23 protein-coding genes are annotated in these 18,079 nt (G+C 45.2%); 19 read left to right on the top strand and 4 right to left on the bottom strand.

Translation table 11 applies throughout. The annotated features are described in order from the left end of the window. The first annotated feature begins 13 nt into the window (after positions 1–13). The 12 genes from pgsA (at position 14) to HY960_05720 (ending at position 8,361) form a co-directional block, all read left to right on the top strand. The gene (pgsA, locus tag HY960_05775) at positions 14–628 is read left to right on the top strand and encodes a CDP-diacylglycerol--glycerol-3-phosphate 3-phosphatidyltransferase (protein ID MBI5215243.1); all 615 of its coding nucleotides are present in this window, start codon (positions 14–16) and stop codon (positions 626–628) included. After that, on the top strand, positions 558–1,103 hold the full coding sequence (locus HY960_05770; GenBank protein MBI5215242.1) for a phosphatidylglycerophosphatase A: 546 nt from the start codon (positions 558–560) through the stop codon (positions 1,101–1,103). The genes pgsA and HY960_05770 overlap by 71 nt, the downstream gene beginning before the upstream one ends. Positions 1,104–1,183: 80 nt before the next feature. Further along, positions 1,184–2,422 carry a competence/damage-inducible protein A gene (locus HY960_05765; GenBank protein ID MBI5215241.1) on the top strand — a complete coding sequence of 413 codons (1,239 nt, stop codon included), beginning with the start codon at positions 1,184–1,186 and terminating at the stop codon, positions 2,420–2,422. Further along, on the top strand, positions 2,419–2,985 hold the full coding sequence (gene thpR, locus HY960_05760) for an RNA 2',3'-cyclic phosphodiesterase (protein ID MBI5215240.1): 567 nt from the start codon (positions 2,419–2,421) through the stop codon (positions 2,983–2,985). Before HY960_05765 ends, thpR begins: the two co-directional genes overlap by 4 nt. A gap of 12 nt (positions 2,986–2,997) precedes the next feature. After that, positions 2,998–3,405 (top strand): response regulator, encoded by a 408-nt coding sequence (locus tag HY960_05755; GenBank protein MBI5215239.1) that lies wholly within the window; start codon positions 2,998–3,000, stop codon positions 3,403–3,405. 16 nt (positions 3,406–3,421) lie between these two features. Next, the gene (recA, locus tag HY960_05750) at positions 3,422–4,480 is read left to right on the top strand and encodes a recombinase RecA (protein ID MBI5215238.1); all 1,059 of its coding nucleotides are present in this window, start codon (positions 3,422–3,424) and stop codon (positions 4,478–4,480) included. Positions 4,481–4,495: 15 nt separating this feature from the next. After that, positions 4,496–5,161, top strand: coding sequence for a RecX family transcriptional regulator (locus HY960_05745; protein MBI5215237.1), 666 nt, complete (start codon positions 4,496–4,498; stop codon positions 5,159–5,161). A 1-nt stretch (position 5,162) separates the two neighbouring features. Continuing rightward, entirely contained in the window at positions 5,163–5,831 is a 669-nt protein-coding gene (locus HY960_05740; GenBank protein ID MBI5215236.1) for a ribonuclease H-like domain-containing protein, read from the top strand. 217 nt (positions 5,832–6,048) lie between these two features. Continuing rightward, the gene (locus tag HY960_05735; protein MBI5215235.1) at positions 6,049–6,876 is read left to right on the top strand and encodes a WYL domain-containing protein; all 828 of its coding nucleotides are present in this window, start codon (positions 6,049–6,051) and stop codon (positions 6,874–6,876) included. Between the two features lie 6 nt (positions 6,877–6,882). Continuing rightward, positions 6,883–7,533 carry a methyltransferase domain-containing protein gene (locus HY960_05730; GenBank protein MBI5215234.1) on the top strand — a complete coding sequence of 217 codons (651 nt, stop codon included), beginning with the start codon at positions 6,883–6,885 and terminating at the stop codon, positions 7,531–7,533. 55 nt (positions 7,534–7,588) lie between these two features. Beyond that, a complete protein-coding gene (locus HY960_05725) occupies positions 7,589–7,825 on the top strand; it encodes a type II toxin-antitoxin system MqsA family antitoxin (protein ID MBI5215233.1) in 237 nt (78 codons plus the stop codon). 86 nt (positions 7,826–7,911) lie between these two features. Next, entirely contained in the window at positions 7,912–8,361 is a 450-nt protein-coding gene (locus tag HY960_05720) for a GNAT family N-acetyltransferase (GenBank protein ID MBI5215232.1), read from the top strand. Here the strand turns inward: HY960_05720 and HY960_05715 are convergent. Genes HY960_05715 through HY960_05700 form a run of 4 tightly spaced genes read right to left on the bottom strand, consistent with a single transcriptional unit; the run spans position 8,350 to position 10,643 of the window. Beyond that, the gene (locus HY960_05715) at positions 8,350–8,517 is read right to left on the bottom strand and encodes a hypothetical protein (protein ID MBI5215231.1); all 168 of its coding nucleotides are present in this window, start codon (positions 8,515–8,517) and stop codon (positions 8,350–8,352) included. The genes HY960_05720 and HY960_05715 overlap by 12 nt on opposite strands. Before the next feature lies 1 nt (position 8,518). Next, positions 8,519–9,211: a hypothetical protein gene (locus tag HY960_05710; protein ID MBI5215230.1), complete on the bottom strand. Its 693-nt coding sequence runs from the start codon at positions 9,209–9,211 to the stop codon at positions 8,519–8,521. 4 nt (positions 9,212–9,215) lie between these two features. Beyond that, a complete protein-coding gene (locus HY960_05705; GenBank protein ID MBI5215229.1) occupies positions 9,216–9,782 on the bottom strand; it encodes a biotin transporter BioY in 567 nt (188 codons plus the stop codon). Between the two features lie 9 nt (positions 9,783–9,791). Continuing rightward, positions 9,792–10,643, bottom strand: coding sequence for a dienelactone hydrolase family protein (locus HY960_05700; protein ID MBI5215228.1), 852 nt, complete (start codon positions 10,641–10,643; stop codon positions 9,792–9,794). A gap of 100 nt (positions 10,644–10,743) precedes the next feature. Here HY960_05700 and HY960_05695 point away from each other — a divergent pair, with 100 nt between their 5' ends. Genes HY960_05695 through HY960_05665 form a run of 7 tightly spaced genes read left to right on the top strand, consistent with a single transcriptional unit; the run spans position 10,744 to position 18,076 of the window. After that, complete coding sequence (locus HY960_05695; GenBank protein ID MBI5215227.1) at positions 10,744–13,134, top strand: T9SS type A sorting domain-containing protein; 2,391 nt, start codon at positions 10,744–10,746, stop codon at positions 13,132–13,134. A 55-nt stretch (positions 13,135–13,189) separates the two neighbouring features. Next, positions 13,190–13,843 carry a hypothetical protein gene (locus tag HY960_05690; GenBank protein MBI5215226.1) on the top strand — a complete coding sequence of 218 codons (654 nt, stop codon included), beginning with the start codon at positions 13,190–13,192 and terminating at the stop codon, positions 13,841–13,843. Next, positions 13,840–14,670: a 3-deoxy-8-phosphooctulonate synthase gene (gene kdsA / locus HY960_05685; GenBank protein ID MBI5215225.1), complete on the top strand. Its 831-nt coding sequence runs from the start codon at positions 13,840–13,842 to the stop codon at positions 14,668–14,670. Before HY960_05690 ends, kdsA begins: the two co-directional genes overlap by 4 nt. A gap of 1 nt (position 14,671) precedes the next feature. After that, positions 14,672–15,190 carry an HAD hydrolase family protein gene (locus HY960_05680; GenBank protein MBI5215224.1) on the top strand — a complete coding sequence of 173 codons (519 nt, stop codon included), beginning with the start codon at positions 14,672–14,674 and terminating at the stop codon, positions 15,188–15,190. Continuing rightward, on the top strand, positions 15,187–16,173 hold the full coding sequence (locus tag HY960_05675; GenBank protein MBI5215223.1) for a KpsF/GutQ family sugar-phosphate isomerase: 987 nt from the start codon (positions 15,187–15,189) through the stop codon (positions 16,171–16,173). Before HY960_05680 ends, HY960_05675 begins: the two co-directional genes overlap by 4 nt. Continuing rightward, the gene (lptC, locus tag HY960_05670; protein MBI5215222.1) at positions 16,170–16,799 is read left to right on the top strand and encodes an LPS export ABC transporter periplasmic protein LptC; all 630 of its coding nucleotides are present in this window, start codon (positions 16,170–16,172) and stop codon (positions 16,797–16,799) included. The genes HY960_05675 and lptC overlap by 4 nt, the downstream gene beginning before the upstream one ends. Continuing rightward, positions 16,796–18,076: a hypothetical protein gene (locus HY960_05665; protein MBI5215221.1), complete on the top strand. Its 1,281-nt coding sequence runs from the start codon at positions 16,796–16,798 to the stop codon at positions 18,074–18,076. The genes lptC and HY960_05665 overlap by 4 nt, the downstream gene beginning before the upstream one ends. Positions 18,077–18,079: the final 3 nt, after the last annotated feature.

Here is an 18,079-nt window from a genome sequence, read left to right as displayed (position 1 = left end):
AGCAGGTTGAACCATGTCGCTTCCTAATTCACTCACTGCTCTTCGGATTCTTCTTACGCCCATCTTTGTGGCGTTCCTGTTTTCAGAGTCTCCGTTCTTCAAACAACTCTCGTTGGTTGTCTTTATTGTCGCGGCATTAACCGACTATTATGATGGATGGGTCGCCCGAAAGTACGGCGATAGTACCCGTTTCGGAAAATATCTTGACCCGCTCGCGGATAAAATTCTCTCTTCTGCCGCCCTTTTTTCGTATGTCTATCTCGATTTAGTGAGCGGCTGGATGGTGTGGATTATTGTCGTTCGTGATTTTCTTATCACCGGGCTCCGCAGTTACGCTGAGTATAAAGACCAACCGATTGTCACCTCGCGCCCCGCGCAGGCGAAAACCTTCGGCGAGTACGTTGTTATCTATTACATTTTAATTCTCCACGTCGCAAGTTCGGTACATTTACTTCAGCCGGATTACGGTTCTCTCATCGAAACACTGATGGATTCGCGTGTGCTGTTCGGGATGATGTTACTCGTAACTCTTATGTCCGTCGGTACCGGAGCGATGTATGTTTTCGAATACCGGAAATTCATTCAAGAAATTTATTCCAACACTCTTGGCAAACGAAACACAACCTAACACACGTTCAGTTTCTTTCCTGACGCGGTGTATCGCTACCGGATTATTTTCGGGCTACTCTCCCATCGCTTCGGGAACGGCAGGAAGTTTCGTCGCTCTTCTTCTCTATTTCATTCCCGGGTTTGAACAACCTCTGACGCTCGGAACCATCATTGCAGCGACATTTATTATCGGGACGGTTGTTTCATCAATCATGGAGAAAAAGTTCGGTGACGACCCATCAATCGTTGTGATTGATGAATTCGTCGGAATGTGGATTTCGCTTCTTTTTCTTCCGCAGACGTTTCTTGCTGTAACACTCGCCTTCTTTCTTTTTCGTGCGCATGATATTGTAAAAATTCCTCCCGCCCGACAACTTGAAGCAATCCCGAATGGTTTTGGGATAATGCTTGACGATGTTGTCGCGGGTATTTATGCAAACATCTCTGTGAGAATAGTTCTGTTTGGTTTAGAGTTCATCGGAATTACTACTTGATGCTGGATACGCGACACAGGATGCTTGATTATTTTTACTTTTTATTTTTAACTTTTGACTTTTAACTTTTAACTTCCCCAATGAAATGTTCGATACTTACCGTCGGTGACGAACTCCTGATTGGACAAGTCGTGAACACGAACTCGGCGTACATTTCGCGTCAATTGAACACGATTGGAATTGATGTCGTCAGAATGGTGACAGTCGGTGATGATGAAGAGGTGATGCATTCTGCCATGAGAGAGAGTTTTTCTTTGTTTGATTTGACCATTCTCACCGGCGGACTCGGACCGACGCATGACGACATCACAAAGAATGTACTGTGCGATTTTTTTCAAACCGAATTGGTTCGTTCCGATGAAGTCATCGAAGACATCAAACAATTGATGCAAAAGCGAAATCTTATCTGGTCTGCGGCGACGGAAACACAGGCATTAGTTCCGAAATCGGCACAAATCATTCGGAACAACAACGGTACCGCGCCCGGATTGATGTTTGAACAGAACGGTCGGTATTTGATAGCCATGCCCGGCGTTCCGTTCGAGATGGAAGCGATGATGCAGAACTTTGTCATTCCGTTCTTTGAATCGAAAAGCAAGAAGTTCATCCTTCACCGAACATTGAACACGACCGGCATCGGCGAAGCAGTGTTGTTTGAGAAACTTGGAAACCTGAACGAACTTCTCGGCAATGTGAAGTTGGCGTTTCTCCCATCGCCAAGCGGAACGCGATTACGTTTGTCCATCATCGAAACAACGAGAACATTTGCCGAACAACAAATCAAACAAGCAGAAGAAAATATCCGCGCCAAAGCGAATGAGTATATCTATGGAATCGAGAATGAAACGATGGCTGAGGCGATAGGAAAATTGCTGAAAGAAAAACGCTACACGATTTCGACTGCCGAATCATGCACCGGCGGATACATCGCAAATCAAATCACGAATGTTTCCGGCAGTTCAGAATATTTCGAGCGGGGCATCGTAACGTACAGCAATCGTTCGAAGATGGAACTGCTCGGAGTTCCGGGTGAATTGCTTGAACAACATGGCGCTGTGAGTAAGGAAGTCGCAGAAGCGATGGCGCTTGGCATTCGCACAAGAACGGGAACAAACATCGGACTTTCAACAACGGGCATTGCCGGACCAACAGGCGGCACGCCGGAGAAACCTGTCGGACTAGTCTTCATCGGTTACTCGGACAGGCACACAACACTTGCTTTGAAATTTAATTTCGGAGATGACCGGTTGAGGTTCAAAGAACGAACTGCCCAAGCGGCGTTGAATCTCCTCAGAAAAAAATTATTGCTACTCGAATGAAGTTCATTCGCACATTCATTGCCATTGATACGCCGGAAGAATTCAAACCGGAAATCAGCAGAGTTCAGAACATGTTGAAAGGAGTTCGTTCGGAAGTGCGATGGGAACAGGAAAAAAAGTTTCACATCACATTGAAATTCCTCGGCGATGTAAAAGAAACAACAATGCCGGGAATGCTCAGCCATCTTGATTCGGTGCTTCGGGAATTCTCTTCCTTCGATCTGACATATAATAATTTGGGGTGTTTCCCGAATAAAAAATTCCCGAAAATCATTTGGGTAGGAGCGCATAATACCGATGGTAAATTGGAAGAAATTCAATCAACCATCGAAGATGAATTGATTTCATTCGGCTTCAAACGTGAGAAAAACCATTTTACGCCTCATATTACCATCGGCAGAGTAAAAGGTGAGAAAAACCTTCAAAACTTGGTTTCCTTGATGGAAAAAGTTACCTTAACGCCAAGAACTTTTCACATCAATGAGATTGTTGTGATGAAAAGCGTTCTTCAACCGTCAGGTTCCGAATATGAAGTATTACAAACAATTCAATTACAACAATAGGGAAAATTTATTATGACAAACCGGGGTAAACCATCACACAAGACCATTATGCTTGTGGATGACGAAAAGCCGTGGCTCGAAATTATGTCGCATGTGCTGAAGGAGAAATCGTTCAGCGTGATGGCGGCGGAGAGCGGCACGGAAGCGTTAAAAATGTTGCAGCGTAAAACTCCTGATTTGATTCTTAGCGATGTCAGGATGCCGGTCATGAACGGATTTGATTTGTACCAACAAGTCCGCTCGGAAACGAAGAATAAAAACATACCGTACGTGTTCATGTCTTCGATTGATGATTACGATGCGATGCACGTTGCAAAAGAACTTGGCGCAGACGGCTACGTCGCCAAGCCATACGATATTGACGATGCGAAAACAACCATCAACCAATTATTAACACAATTTATCAAACCAACTATCTAATTCAGAGAAAAGAACAATGGAAGAAACGAATAAAGAATCACGCGCACAGGCGCTACGACTTGCCGTCGAACAAATCGAGAAACAACATGGCAAAGGGGCCGTGATGACACTTGGAGATGGACCAATTGCAAAAATTGATTGTATCTCGACCGGAGCGATTTCGCTTGATAGCGCCATCGGCATCGGCGGGATTCCGCGCGGGCGTGTCATAGAAATTTATGGTCCCGAATCGTCCGGCAAAACAACGATTTGTTTACACGTGATAGCGGAAGCCCAACGACGGGAAGGCATTGCTGCCTTCATTGATGCAGAACATGCGCTTGATATCAACTACGCGAAGAAACTTGGCGTGGATGTTAATAATCTTCTTCTCTCGCAACCGGAGTTCGGCGAGCAGGCGTTGGAGATTGTTGAGACGCTCGTTCGGAGTGGCGCGCTCGATGTTATTGTGATTGACTCTGTTGCCGCACTTACTCCCCGCGCCGAAATCGAAGGCGAAATGGGTGACCCTTCGATGGGTGTGCAGGCACGTTTGATGTCGCAGGCATTACGCAAACTAACATCGGCAATAAGCAAATCGAAAACTTCTGTCATCTTCACCAATCAACTCCGGCAAAAAATCGGAGTGATGTTCGGGAACCCGGAAACGACGACGGGCGGAAACGCTCTCAAGTTTTATGCTTCACTCCGTCTTGATGTCCGTCGGATTGAAACGTTGAAAGACGGAACGAGCGCGTATGGCAATCGAGTGAAAGTGAAATGTGTGAAGAACAAAGTCGCACCGCCGTTCAAAGAAGCCGAGTTCGATATTCTCTACAACGAAGGAATTTCCAAGTTGGGCGATTTGATTGACATCGGAATTCAACAAAACATTATCGCCAAGAGCGGTTCGTGGTTCGCGTACGGTGCAGAACGTATCGGTCAGGGTCGCGATAACGTGAAGAAATATTTGATAGAAAATGCGGCAATGGCGAAGGAAATCGAAATGTTGGTCAGAAAAAAATTAGGTCTCCTTCCCGACAATAATGAGGAAAAACCTGCTCCTCAATCCACACCGAAAAAAGGAAAATCATAACAGAACGCTCGTTGTATGATTCTTTCAAAAATCGAGCGGCTCAGGAACAATCGCTGTTACAATTTGTATGTTGACGGGGAGCCGTTGCTTCGGGTTCATGAAGAAGTCCTTGTTAAATTCGGATTGAGAACAGGCGATGAACTTGAGCAGGAAACACTCGAGACACTGAAGACGTCGGAAGAGTTTGTTGTCGCGAAAGAAAAAGCGCTTGGAATGTTGAGTCGCCGTGTGCGAAGCGAGAAAGAACTTCGCGATTCACTCCGCAACAAAGAGTTTCATCCGCACACCATTAACATGGTTGTAACACATCTGAACGAGATGGGAATTCTTGACGACAAAAACTTTGCACGACTCTACACCAATCATATTCTATCCCGAAAGCCATCGGGCAAAGCATTGCTTCAGCGGGAACTACGGATAAAAGGAATCAGTTCGTCGCTCATCAAAGAAGTGTTGCAGGAAACGCTTCAGGAAAGGAACGAAGAAGAACTTGCCTGCAACGCCGCAATGAAAGTGATGAAACGATTGCGCGGTTCATCAGCAATGAAGGATACAAAAAAACGACAACAAAAAATTGTTGCTCATCTTTCAAGCCGGGGATTTTCTTTTTCTACGATTCAATCGGCTCTGAGAAAAATTTCCTCGAACAATTCTTCGTTCACTCAACAAGAGTTGGAGTAGCGTGACCCGCGTTGTCTTCGATATTGAAACGATTGCTTTGCCGTTCGATAGTTTCGATACGGTTCAGCAGGAATATCTTGTGAAGAATGCCACGAATGAAGAAGAGCGGCAAACGGAAATCGAGAAACTCAGTCTCTATCCATTGACAGCACAAGTCCTTGCCATCGGCATGATGAACCCCGACACAAAAGCGGGAAAAGTATTTTATCGGGCAAACGAGAAAGAACAGTTTGCTTCCGAGGACGGGAAGATGGAATATATCTCCGGCGACGAACGGGAAATTCTCACCTCGTTTTGGGAAACGATTGCCAAGTATGACCAGTTCATCACGTTCAACGGACGAAGTTTTGATTGCCCGTTCATCATGCTTCGAACGGGAATTCTCGGCATCAATCCGACGCGCAATCTCAACCCCTACCGTTACGACACCAAAATCCACTGCGACCTGCTTGAACAATTGACGTTCTACAACGCAACACGAAAATTCAATCTCGATTTTTATTGCAAATCGTTCGGCATCAAAAGTCCGAAGAGCGAAGGATTTTCCGGCGGAGATATGGGCAAGTTATTTCAGGAAGGACGCTACCGGGAAATTGCGTTGTATTGTGCAGGCGATGTTCAGGCGACTGCAGAGTTGTTTCATCGCTGGAACGAGTTCCTTAATATCTGAAATTCACTAACACAGTGTCTGAGTGCTGAAATACTAAAAACTGAATCCGAATATCAAAACAAATTCGAATTTCTAAAATTTGAAACATTCCCAATTGACCTGTTTGACTCATTACGATTTAGAATTTGTTTTGAATTTCGATATTTGAATTTCGGATTTCCTAACGTGAGATGGTGCGCTCTAGCATCTAAAATATTTCATTCCACCCTTACATTCCATGTTTGATTCACCTACGCATCTTGATGATGTAGAGTTCACCGTCATTGATGTCGAGACAACCGGACTTTCTCCCGAAAAAGGGGACAGAGTCTGTGAACTTGCCGCAGTAAAAATCCGCGGCGGGGCAATCGTCGAATCATTTGATACAATCATCAATCCGCAAAGAAGAATCTCTCCCAGCGCGTTTTCCGTCAATCAAATCACTCCCGAAATGCTCGCCGCCGCACCGTACTTTGAAGACATCGCCGAACGACTCGCTTCGATGTTCGAACATTCAATTCTCAGCGGCTACAATGTGAAGTTCGATGTTTCATTCATACGAAATGAATTTCGGCTGATTGGATTTCCCCAGTTTCAAAATCCAATCATTGATACGCTTGCTCTTGCACGGCAATTATTTCCGGGCATCGGAAAATATGCTCTTGAAAATGTTGCACGCGTTGCCGACATTCCTTTTCCTACAAAACATCGCGCGCTCGAAGATACATTCGTGACAGCACAATTGCTCATGTTGTTCATCAAAATGCTGAAAGCACAAGACCTGACAACTGTTTCTGATTTGACACGAAATGATTTGAAGAAAATTCTCCAATTCAGAAAACGGACTATTACCGAAGAAGCGATGATGTCGAAAACGAAATTGTGGATTCAATATCTTTCGTCGTACGGAAATCAAATCTCCGAACGGGTTGTTGAACCAAAGGAAATTGTCGAAGTGAAAGAGAACCGTTCGCACTCGCCCTATCTGCTTGCGTACTGCTTCGCTTCCGCAGGTGAACGAACGTTCCGCTTCGATAAAATACTTGATGTGAAATTAGTAGAATAAACCTTTATGAACTGTTGTCAAACACAAACACTGTCCGGTACCGATAAATTTTTCACAAAGCAATCCGACCGTTACCTGAAGCAATTCAGAAAAAAGGGATTGGCGAAAGAGCAACGACTCTTGCTCGAAGGAATCTCTTCGCTCGGACTTAAAGGAAAATCCATTCTGGAAATCGGGTGCGGAGTCGGCGGACTGCATCTTACGATGTTGAAGAAAGGCGCGTCGTTTGCAACCGGCATTGATATTTCGGAAGGAATGTTGAACGGCGCAAAACGGCTTTCGCTCGAACTCGGCTTGGAACACAACACAAACTACCTCCTCGGTGATGTTGTGCAAATGAACGGAGTCGTCCCTGAAGCCGATATTGTCGTCCTTGATAAAGTCGTCTGCTGTTACGAAAACATTCTTGACTTGCTTGAACAATCTTCGATGAAATCAAAACAAGCGTATGCGTTCACGTATCCCAATCCCAACATTCTTGTGAAGACAAGTTTCCATGGATTGATTTTACTCGGAACAACATTCAAGTGGGTGTTCCGTCCCTATTGGCACGATTGGGATGCAGTCATTCGAGAAGTTGAAAAGCGGGGATTCAAACAAACATACAGGAACAGTACGCTGATGTGGCAGGTGAGAGTGTTGGAAAGAAGAATCTAAATAAGTACATTTTTCCGTCAATGTTCTTAGAAAAATCCAAGAGAAATAAATATTTATGAATGATACAATCGAATACTGTTTCCTGTGTGGTGGTTTATTAGAGCAAAGAACGGTTACAAAAATTCAAACTTCTAAGGAAGAACTTATTGGAGTTGTTGAGAACGTACCTGCATGGGTTTGCAATCAATGCGGTGAGAAATATTTCGACGGTCCAATTTTGGAAAAAATTGAACAACTACTTGACAACCGCCAACCAAAACGAAACTTGAGCGTTCCTGCTTTCGAGTTTTAAGAATGTGCCCCTCACGTAAATTCAAAAAAAAGCAACTCGAAAGATATTTCTCTTTTTTCATGTGAAGTGATTGGCCCTTGAAACCAATGAACATCCGAACTGCAACACAAAACGACTTACCCAATATCCATTCTCTCCTCCACCAAGTAAGTTTACCAATTGAAGGAGTTGCCGAACACGTTGGAAATTTTCTTGTTGCTGAAGTTGAAAATACCATTATCGGTACGATTGGTTTAGAGGTGTATCCTTCCGCCATGCCTGCGGCAGGCACAGTCGGATTACTTCGCTCTGCCGCCGTTCTTCCTGAATTTCAGAAATCAGGAATCGGGACAAAACTATATAACTCACTCATTAGTATCGCCAAAGAAAAGCAACTTACAGAATTGTACTTGTTCACCAACACGGCTGAGATATACTTTGCACGAAAAGGATTTACAAAAATTAACAGAGAGGAAGTTACAGGTGAGATTGCATCATCGAGTGAGTTTCGGATGAATTGTTGTGCGTCGGCGGTGTGTATGAAGTTAAGATTGTAAAATCAGATCTTTCGCCTCACGCATAACTTGTTCATGACTAACAAGTTGCTGTTCATCGTCGCTCATTTTCCAAGCCAATTCAATTTCTTTCTTTTGTTCCCGAGAAAAAGAATCCCAGAAATCACTATCTTTCCTATCAATTTGCTTCGGTCTCACTTCAACTCCCTCCTCTAAACCTTTCCCTCAACTCCAAAACATACACCGCAATTGCATCCCGCATTTCTTTTGCATCTTTGAAGAGCGACATGTACGATGCTTCATCGAGCAACTTCCGTTCTTTCATTGATTGTAATGCTTCGATGCATTTATTGGCGGCATTGAGTCCGCGTTTGCAGTAGGCAATGCTTCCTCCGAGCATATCTGTATCATCATCGAAACTTGCACCGCCGGCAAGTTTCGCGGCAGGAATCATCGCGTTGGAAACAAAATCTACAACATCGGAATCTTCTCTCGATTTTTCAGGGAGTTGTTCGGCAAACCGGAAGGCGCGCAAACCGAATTCATGTGCAAGTCTGAAGGCGGGGAGTTGCTTATACATTTTTTCCTCCCGTATATTTTCATTCTCCTCAATCCCTGCGGCAGCTTTCCACTCTTCGCCTTCCAGATCGTCATCGTCGTCCAACTCGGATAATCTGTTCCATTCTTCGGTATCGTCCGAGGTATCTTGTTCCATCAACGCCGTCCATCCCATTTCCCGCGCGATGATATCGTCGCAGTTCGGGTCTTCGTGATACTTCTCCATCAACTCCATGAGTTTGTCAACCTTGCGGTCTTGCTGTTGCATGAACTCCTCCCATTTGAATTCATCCCAGACTTCGTCGCTGTTTTCTTGGGGCGGAAGATTACTCATACCATCATTTTTCCGAATGGAGTTTTCTCAGTTGATGAGCAAGCACGGACGCGCCGGAAATTTTCAATACATCCCACCATGAGAAAATCAAAAAGCCATGAACAAATGATTGAACCCATTCGCGGTAATAATGGATTTGCAATTGCAACGTTCCCAGGCTGAAAATAAAGAGAGAGCCGACAACCATCGCAAATGCAGTCCACCAGAAATTTTTGTTTTTATCAATGATATACCCGACGGCAAATGCCGCAACGGGGAAACTGAGAAGGTATCCGCCGGTCGGTCCGAGCAAGCGGGCAACACCGAAACCGAATTGAGCAAACACCGGAAGTCCGAGTACGCCGAGAGCGAGATACACTAATTGACTGTATGCTGCGTTTCGTTTTCCGAGCAACGCGCCGGAAAGCAATACAAAAAATGTCTGCATGGTGTAGGGAACCGGTTGGTGCGGTACTTCAATCTGCGCGCCGACTGCAGTGAGGACTGCAAAGCCTGCAATCCACAACGCCTGAGTAACTACTTTTGTTTCGGCGACGGGGAAAAATGTTGTCATTGATTTAGTTTGATTCATAATTTTCCTTTACAACGTTCGTTGGGTAAATTGTATTGTCTGTTCTAAAATTCTATCAAGTGTTTGATACTTGTCTTCTTCTTGTGTTGCCGCATTGTACAGGTGACCTACTTTTTCCAGCAACAACAATTCACTTCTTGTCTTGTTCGATGCCTGATACAACGCTTCGGCTTCTTTGCATGAAACCGTGACATCTGCTTTGCCGTGAACAATCTGCCACGGAATTGAAATTTGTGATGCGGCTTGGATGATGTTCAATCGTTCGCTGTTCGTTTCCAAATCATTCAACAAGTCTAAGCCCAATCGTAACGGACTCACCGTTGAATCTTTCGCAAGAGGAAGAACACCGTGTTTCTTCCATTCTGTTTTTTGATCCTCGCGCCATCGGTCAAATGTAGCAATGGATGAAAGCGTCACCAGTGATTGTATTCTTTTGTCGTTCGCCGAGTGAACAATTGCAATTCCACCGCCACGCGAGTGACCGAGCAACCCGATTCGCTCAACATCAATCACATAGCGACCGATTATTCCGCTCACACACGCATCAACAACCGTTTGCACATCTTCAAGTTCCCGCGTGAATGTATTCCGCGCGAACCTGTCGAAATCGGTGATGCGGTTTCCGTCTCCTTCAACACCATTCAAAGATAAATTGAAGATGACGGAAACGAATCCTGCTTCAGCAATTCGGCGTGAAAGATACGGAAAAAATCCCCAATTCTTAAACGCCATAAAACTGTGGCAGATGATAACGCACGGCTTTTTCACTCCATCATCATGATATCGAATATCTCCGAAAATTATATCACCATGAACATTTTCCAACGCGAAGTTTTCATGATGCAGGTTTGCAGCGTTCATCGGGAATGAAAATACAATCGTTTCGGGGAACGTCAAAATCTGCAATTGTTCAAGTCTTTGGCTATATTTGCATTGAATTTTTCTCATTGACAAGCAACCCATGAAATACCAATTATCTCTCCTCCTTCTTCTCATTTCCACACTTCTTCATGCAACAGACAATCGCGGAACGTACAAACAAATTCGCATCCTTGTCCCCGATGAAGCAACGCTTACCCGCATCTTTGAATCGGGCATTGACCATGAAGGAACAACAGGGACCATCGGCGGCGCGATGGAATTTGTCGCAGACCCGTATGCGCTCGAACAATTATCAAAGAAAAATATTTTGTACACCGTTCTCATTGATGATGTGGAGAAACATTACGCACAACAACTTCACAAAGGCGCATTCAACGCGCTCGGCTTCGGGTACGGAAGTATGGGCGGCTACTACACGTACAATGAAGTGAAACAACAACTCGATACGATGCAGTTACTTTATCCGAACTTCATTACCGTCAGGGAAAGCATCGGGACATCGAACGAAGGACGCGCGTTGTGGGCAGTGAAAATTTCCGATAATCCGAATCAAACAGAAACAAACGAACCGGAAGTGTTATATACTGCGCTTCACCATGCGCGTGAACCGGAAGGAATGATGACCGTTCTCTATTACATGTGGTGGCTTCTCGAACATTACGGGACAAATACGACAGCGACATATCTTGTCAACCAGAGACAACTTTGGTTTATTCCCGTTGTCAATCCTGACGGATATGTTTACAATCAAACAACAAATCCCGGAGGCGGCGGATTTTGGAGAAAGAATCGTCGCAACAACGGAGACGGAACCTTCGGTGTTGACCCGAACAGAAACTACGGACCCGAGTACATGTGGAATTCTTCCAATAATGGTTCCGGAACGAATCCGGCTGATGATACGTATCGTGGAACAGCCCCATTCTCCGAACCGGAGAATCAATCAATAAAAAAATTCATGGAACACCACACGATACGAACCGCATTGAACTATCATACATTTGGTGAATATTTAATTTATCCTTGGGGATTTCTTACACGGGAATCGGCTGATTCGATAGTGTTTCGCGAATTCGCGTTCGATATGACAGCAGAGAACCGATACCTCACGGGAACAGATTTGCAGACAGTCCATTACGGAACAAGAGGAAATTCAGATGACTATATGTACGGTGACGTTTCTAAACCCATCACCTATGCCATGACGCCGGAAGTCGGAACTTCTTTCTGGCCCTCAACTTCTTTGATTCTTCCTTTTGCAAAGGAAAACCTGAACTCGAATATTAACATCGCGTATGTTGCAGGAAAATACCCGGTCATTCTTGATGTGCAGGTTCTGGACCAAAACAACAATGGTTCCCTTGAAGCCGGAGAACCGTTTGATTTTTCGGTGACAGTAAGAAACAAAGGATTAGAAGATATTTTTGATTTGACTATTTCCATCAATTCCGAAACCGAACTGCACTGGAGTTCCCCTTCGAAAACCATCGAGTACTTTCCATCGCTGATTACCATGCCGGTTAATTTTTCCGGTGAAGTTCATGATTCTGTCTCCGCCGGAAACGAGTTCAGGATTTTTATTTCGATTGCTGACACAAGCGGCTATGCTCTTCTCGATACGTTCACTCTCCGCGTTGAACCTTCGACGTTGATTTTTTCAGACGACGGTTCGAACGACCTCCAAAACTGGAACACGAATAATTGGGGAATGACTACAACATTCCACAGTTCGCCTTCTTCATTTGCCGATAGTCCTTTTGGAAATTATCCTTCTATGGCAAACAGCATTCTTCAACTCGCAACACCGTTAGACTTGAGTAATTATTCCCGCGTGACATTGTCGTTATGGACGACATGGGCAATTCAACCGTTGTTTGACTATGGCTTGGTAGAAGTTTCTACCGATAATGAAACATGGTATTCACTTCACTCCTCTCTCTCCCGAAGATCTTCAGGCAGAGACAGGCAAAGTTCCGGGTTGTGGGGATACGATGGCTACACGCCGGGGATGGAATGGGTGCGGCAGGAATTTGATGTGACAGAATTTATTGATGACTCCGTCTGGATACGGTTTCGTCTTTTATCCAACGGCACTGACCATCGCGATGGCTGGTACATTGATGACATAGAAATCCGCGGGTATCAATCAAGTCCTGTTGGTATTCAACACGATGAACAAACTCTTCCGGAACGGTTTTTACTCAAACAAAATTATCCGAACCCGTTCAATCCTGTCACGCATATTGAGATGCAACTTGCGGAAGCGGGCTTTGTAAAACTTGCAGTGTATGATATGCTTGGAAGAGAAGTCTCTGTCCTGACAAAAGAATTCCGTCCGGCTGGAACCTACATCGAACATTTCGATGCCGACAAATTACCGAGCGGCATTTATATTGCGACAATGAAAGTCACAGAAAAAGACGGAGCCGAACGTCATCATCAAACAATAAAACTCATTGTTATGAAATAAATTGAGAACGATTTCTCTTTGGTACTTCGCTCTCATTTTTGTACTTTATTCAGCAATGAAATACGTTTTTCTCATTCTCACCCTTGTTCTCATTTTCTTGTCCGGGTGCGAACCGCTTTCATTTCCTGAAACTTCAAATGAAACGGATGTCGTCGGCGATGTGCTTGCGCTTGTAACACCCGACACCGCTCAGGAAAACACACAGGTTCCGGTCAAACTCAGTTTCCCAAACATCTGCGGCGGGACATTTAAGAAACTCATTGTCACGTACGATTCCTCCGGTAATGTGAACCTTCAACCTATTATTCATCAAGTTCCACAGCAAGTCTGCCCGGCAGTGTACAGCGTGCAGACTGTTTCGGCTTCGGTAAAATTCTCGCGGCACGGTACATATCAAATTGCCGTCATCGGGAATTACGGCAGTTTCAGAAAAACTATTCGAGTCATCTCCGATACAACACTTACCGAGAACTACAGACTGCGATTTCAATTTTTAAATCGAAGCAAAGCAGAACGTTCGTTTCAAACAACTTCACTCCGGTTATTCAGCCAAACACCCGATACAATGTTCAGTATTACTGCAAATGAATCGGGAATATGGGACAGCACGTTCACGCTCCCTGCCGGTACGTTGCAATATCATATCGGCGGATTTGAGTTTTCAGCAACACGCGGAGTGACGGAACACGGTATCATTATTATTCCATGAAGAACAAACAACCCTTTATTCGTCTGGACGATTTTTCTATTGGCGACGGTCATCCGGTCGTTTTGGTCGCCGGTCCTTGTGTCATTGAAGGAAAAGAAATTACTTTTAAAACTGCCGGGCGGATTAAACAAATCACCGAACGGCTTCACGTCCCGTTCATTTTCAAATCGTCCTACAAAAAAGCAAACAGAACAAGCGGCGACTCATTCGTCGGGCTTGAAATGGAAACATCGTTGAAGATTCTCTCGGATGTAAAACGCGAGTTTGAAGTTCCGATTCTTACCGATGTTCACACGGAGCAGGAAGTTGCCATCGCGGCGGAAGTTGCCGATGTCATTCAGATTCCCGCGTTTCTCTGCAGGCAAACGGATTTGCTTCAGGCGGCGGGTAAGACCGGGAAAATTGTCAACATCAAAAAAGGTCAATTCATGGCGCCGGAAGATATGAAACATCAGGCAAAAAAAATTGAAGCGACCGGGAACAACAACATCATGCTCACCGAACGGGGCACAACATTCGGCTACCACAATTTAGTCGTTGATATGCGTTCACTGGTGATTATGCGTTCGCTTGGGTATCCCGTAATTTTAGATGCAACTCATTCGGTACAACTTCCCGGGGGAGCGAATAGCAAATCGGGCGGACAGCCGGAATTTATTTTCCCGCTTGCGCGTGCCGGCGCGGCGGTCGGGCTCGACGGGTTGTTCATCGAAACACATCCGAACCCGGCGAAAGCAAAAAGCGATGCGGCAAGTCAGTTGAAACTTGATTTGCTCGAAGAATTGCTGAGGCAAGTTATCGCTATTGATGAAGTTGTAAAGAAGTAACATGCCGGCGAAGAAACCTTCTTCAACAACACTGAAAGAAAAACTGAAACAGATTCGCATCGTCATCATGGATGTTGACGGTGTGCTGACGGACGGACGCATCATCATTGACGCGCGGGGAATTGAGTACAAGAGTTTCGATGTTCACGATGGCTATGGAATTGCACGGGCACGTGAGCATGGAATTTTGTTTGCCATCATTTCCGGTCGCACCTCAAAATCGGTTGACCATCGCGCACAGCGATTGAAGATTGCCGACGTGTATCAAAGCAGGATGGATAAAGTCGCGGCGTACAAAGAAATCAAACAGAAATATCATCTCGAAGATTACGAAGCCTGTTTCATCGGCGATGATGAATTTGATGTGCCGTTGTTGAACACCGTCGGGCTTTCCTTCGCTCCGGCAAATGCGATGGATGAAGTCAAAAAGCATGTTCACATTGTATTAAAAAAAGAAGGCGGGCGCGGCGCAGTGCGCGAAGTTCTCGATATGATTTTGAAAGCAAAGAACCTGATATGACCGGGCATCAACAAGCAATCAAAAAAGGAAAAGAAGTCGTTCGCATCGAATTAGATGCCGTGACGGAGTTACAAAATCGGATTGACGAGAATTTTGCCATTGCAGTCGAGACGATGTTCACTTGCAAAGGGAGAATTGTCGTATCGGGAATGGGAAAATCCGGGTTGATTGCAAGAAAAATTGTCGCCACGTTCAACTCTACCGGAACACCTTCGATGTTTCTCCATCCGTCCGATGCAATTCACGGAGACCTTGGGATGGTTCGAAGCGAGGACGTTGTGTTGTGTCTTTCCAAAAGCGGCGACACGAATGAACTTCAACAATTGATTCCGTTATTCAAACGCATCGGTGTTCCGATAATTTTAATGACGGGAAATCCCGGTTCCAAACTCGCGCAACATTCTTCCGTTGTGCTGGATGTGAGCGTACGTGAAGAAGCGTGTCCGTTCGACCTCGCTCCGACTGCTTCAACAACAGCGATGCTTGTCATGGGCGATGCGCTGGCAATTGCCTTGTTAGATAAGCGAAACTTCACGCGGGAAGATTTTGCCATGTTCCATCCGGGCGGAAATCTCGGGAAGCGGTTACTCTTGAAAGTTGAAGAATTGATGATGACGGGGGATGCTGTCCCGAAAGTTCAGAATACTGTCCCGCTCCGCGATGCGATTCTTGAAATAACCTCTAAACGACTCGGCGCGACGTGTGTCGTTGATGCGAATGACAATCTTATCGGAATCATTACCGACGGAGACTTACGGCGTTTGCTTCAGAAAACGACGGACGTTACCAACATCACCGCCGAAATGGCGATGACGAAACGACCGAAAACTATCTCCAAAGACCTTCTCGCCGAACTTGCGTTGAACGAGATGGAAGCATTCTCCATCACGCAACTCATTGTCGTTGATTCCGGCAATCGCCCCGTCGGCATGATTCACCTTCATGAATTAGTGAAGGCAGGATTCGGAAACGAGAATCAATGAAAAAATCAAAATGCAAAATGCAAAACAATCATAAATATAATTATGATTTACTTCATCCTGCTTTCTACGCAAATCTCAAAACGCAAATCTCAAATCTCTTCATCCTCGCTCTCTGCTCAACGCTCATCGCACTTACCGGCTGTGAAGAAAAACTCAAACCGGCAGTAACGAACACTATCGTCGGCAAAGACCTTCCGACTCAGGAAAGTTGGAACACGACCATCACATTCACCGACTCAGGAAAATTAGTGGCAATCCTGAAAGCGGGACACATTGCCTCCTACGCCGACAAGCGTTACACATTGTTCGATTCAAACATTGTAGTTGATTTTTATGATGAACAGGAACGACACACTTCCGTTATGACGGCAAAGACCGGGAAAGTGGACGATGTAACGAAAGACCTCGAAGCACACGGGGATGTCGTCGTTGTTTCCGATAGCGGAACCGTCTTGAAAACAGATGAACTCTTCTGGAGTAATTACCGGAAGAAAGTTCACACACAAAAATTTGTGGATATCACTTCACCAACCGAACACATTCAGGGACACGGATTTGAATCCGACCGAGGGCTTCGGAATTATACTATCTTCAGAGTAACAGGGCAAGCAAAAACCGACCAATGAAACTGGAACTACTGACTGGAATTTTGGAGGATTGGAGGATTGGAGTAATTCTCGTCGCCGCGTTTCTGCTTGTGTCTCATGCAAATGCGCAGAGCGATAACCTGATTTATCTTCATCACGCAGACAGTTTGATCGGGATGGATATCAACGGCGAACGGGCGCGGCAACTTATCGGCAATGTAAAATTCACTCACGGACGAACAACCGTGACATGCAGAAAAGCGATTCAGTTTTTGCAAAGCAACAAGGCAACGCTTGAAGGGGAAGTCGTTGTTACGGAAGACAGCATGACGATGGTTGCCAATCAGGGAGTGTACTACGGGAACACCCGTGTTGCCGAAGCATACGGGCGAGTCCGGCTTGACGATAGAACAATGACACTCTACGCTGACCAAGGAACGTATTACTCCAACGACAAAATAGCATACTTCAAAGAGAACGTCAAGGTGTATGATACCTCGAGCGTAATGTTTTCTGATGTGTTGACGTACTACCGGAACGAGCAAAAAACAATCGCCGAGGGAAATGTTTCCATCAAAGGAAATGAAAGTAACATGACCATCACCGGCGACCATTTTGAAAATTACCGTAGCACAAAATACAGCAGGATGCTCGAACACCCGCGGGCGTTCAGCGTTGATACATCCAACGGAATTTCCGATACCCTCATCATCGTTGCCGATACGATGGAAACATATCAGGATACGCTTCAACGATTGGTTGCCACCGGAAATGTCGTCATGAACAGAAGCGAAATTGCCGCAGAAGCCGGGAGCGGAATTTTCTACACGAAACTCGACAGCATTCAACTCCGCCGTTCACCGTTCGTCTGGTACACGCAAACCAACGGCACAACAACACAATCATCCGGCGATTCGATGTTCATCAAGTTGGACAAGCGACAATTAAAAACGATGTACGTTCGGGGACATTCCTTTGCCATCTCGGAAGCAGACCTTACGCTCCCGAAACGGTTCCATCAACTGAGCGGACAGGACCTCACGATGTTTTTCCATTCAAAAAAAATTGAGCGCATCGAAGTTGACAGAACCGCAACAATTCTTTATTTTTTGTTCGATGATACAACTCCGAACGGATTCAATAATACGACAGGCGACCATGTAACGATTTCTTTTTTCGATGGCAGAATTGACCAACTGAAAGTCGTCGGCGGTGTTGAGGGAAAATATGTTCCCGAACGATTGGTCACGGGGAAAGAAGAAGAATACAATCTTACCGGATTTAACCGGAAGTTGAAAACAATAATCAAACGATAACAC

The sequence above is a fragment of the Ignavibacteriota bacterium genome, assembly GCA_016212665.1.
In the GTDB taxonomy this organism is placed as follows: Bacteria; Bacteroidota; Ignavibacteria; order UBA10030; family SZUA-254; genus FW602-bin19.
Note: the sequence above shows the minus strand (reverse complement) of the source record. Positions and strands in the feature narration are given on the sequence as shown.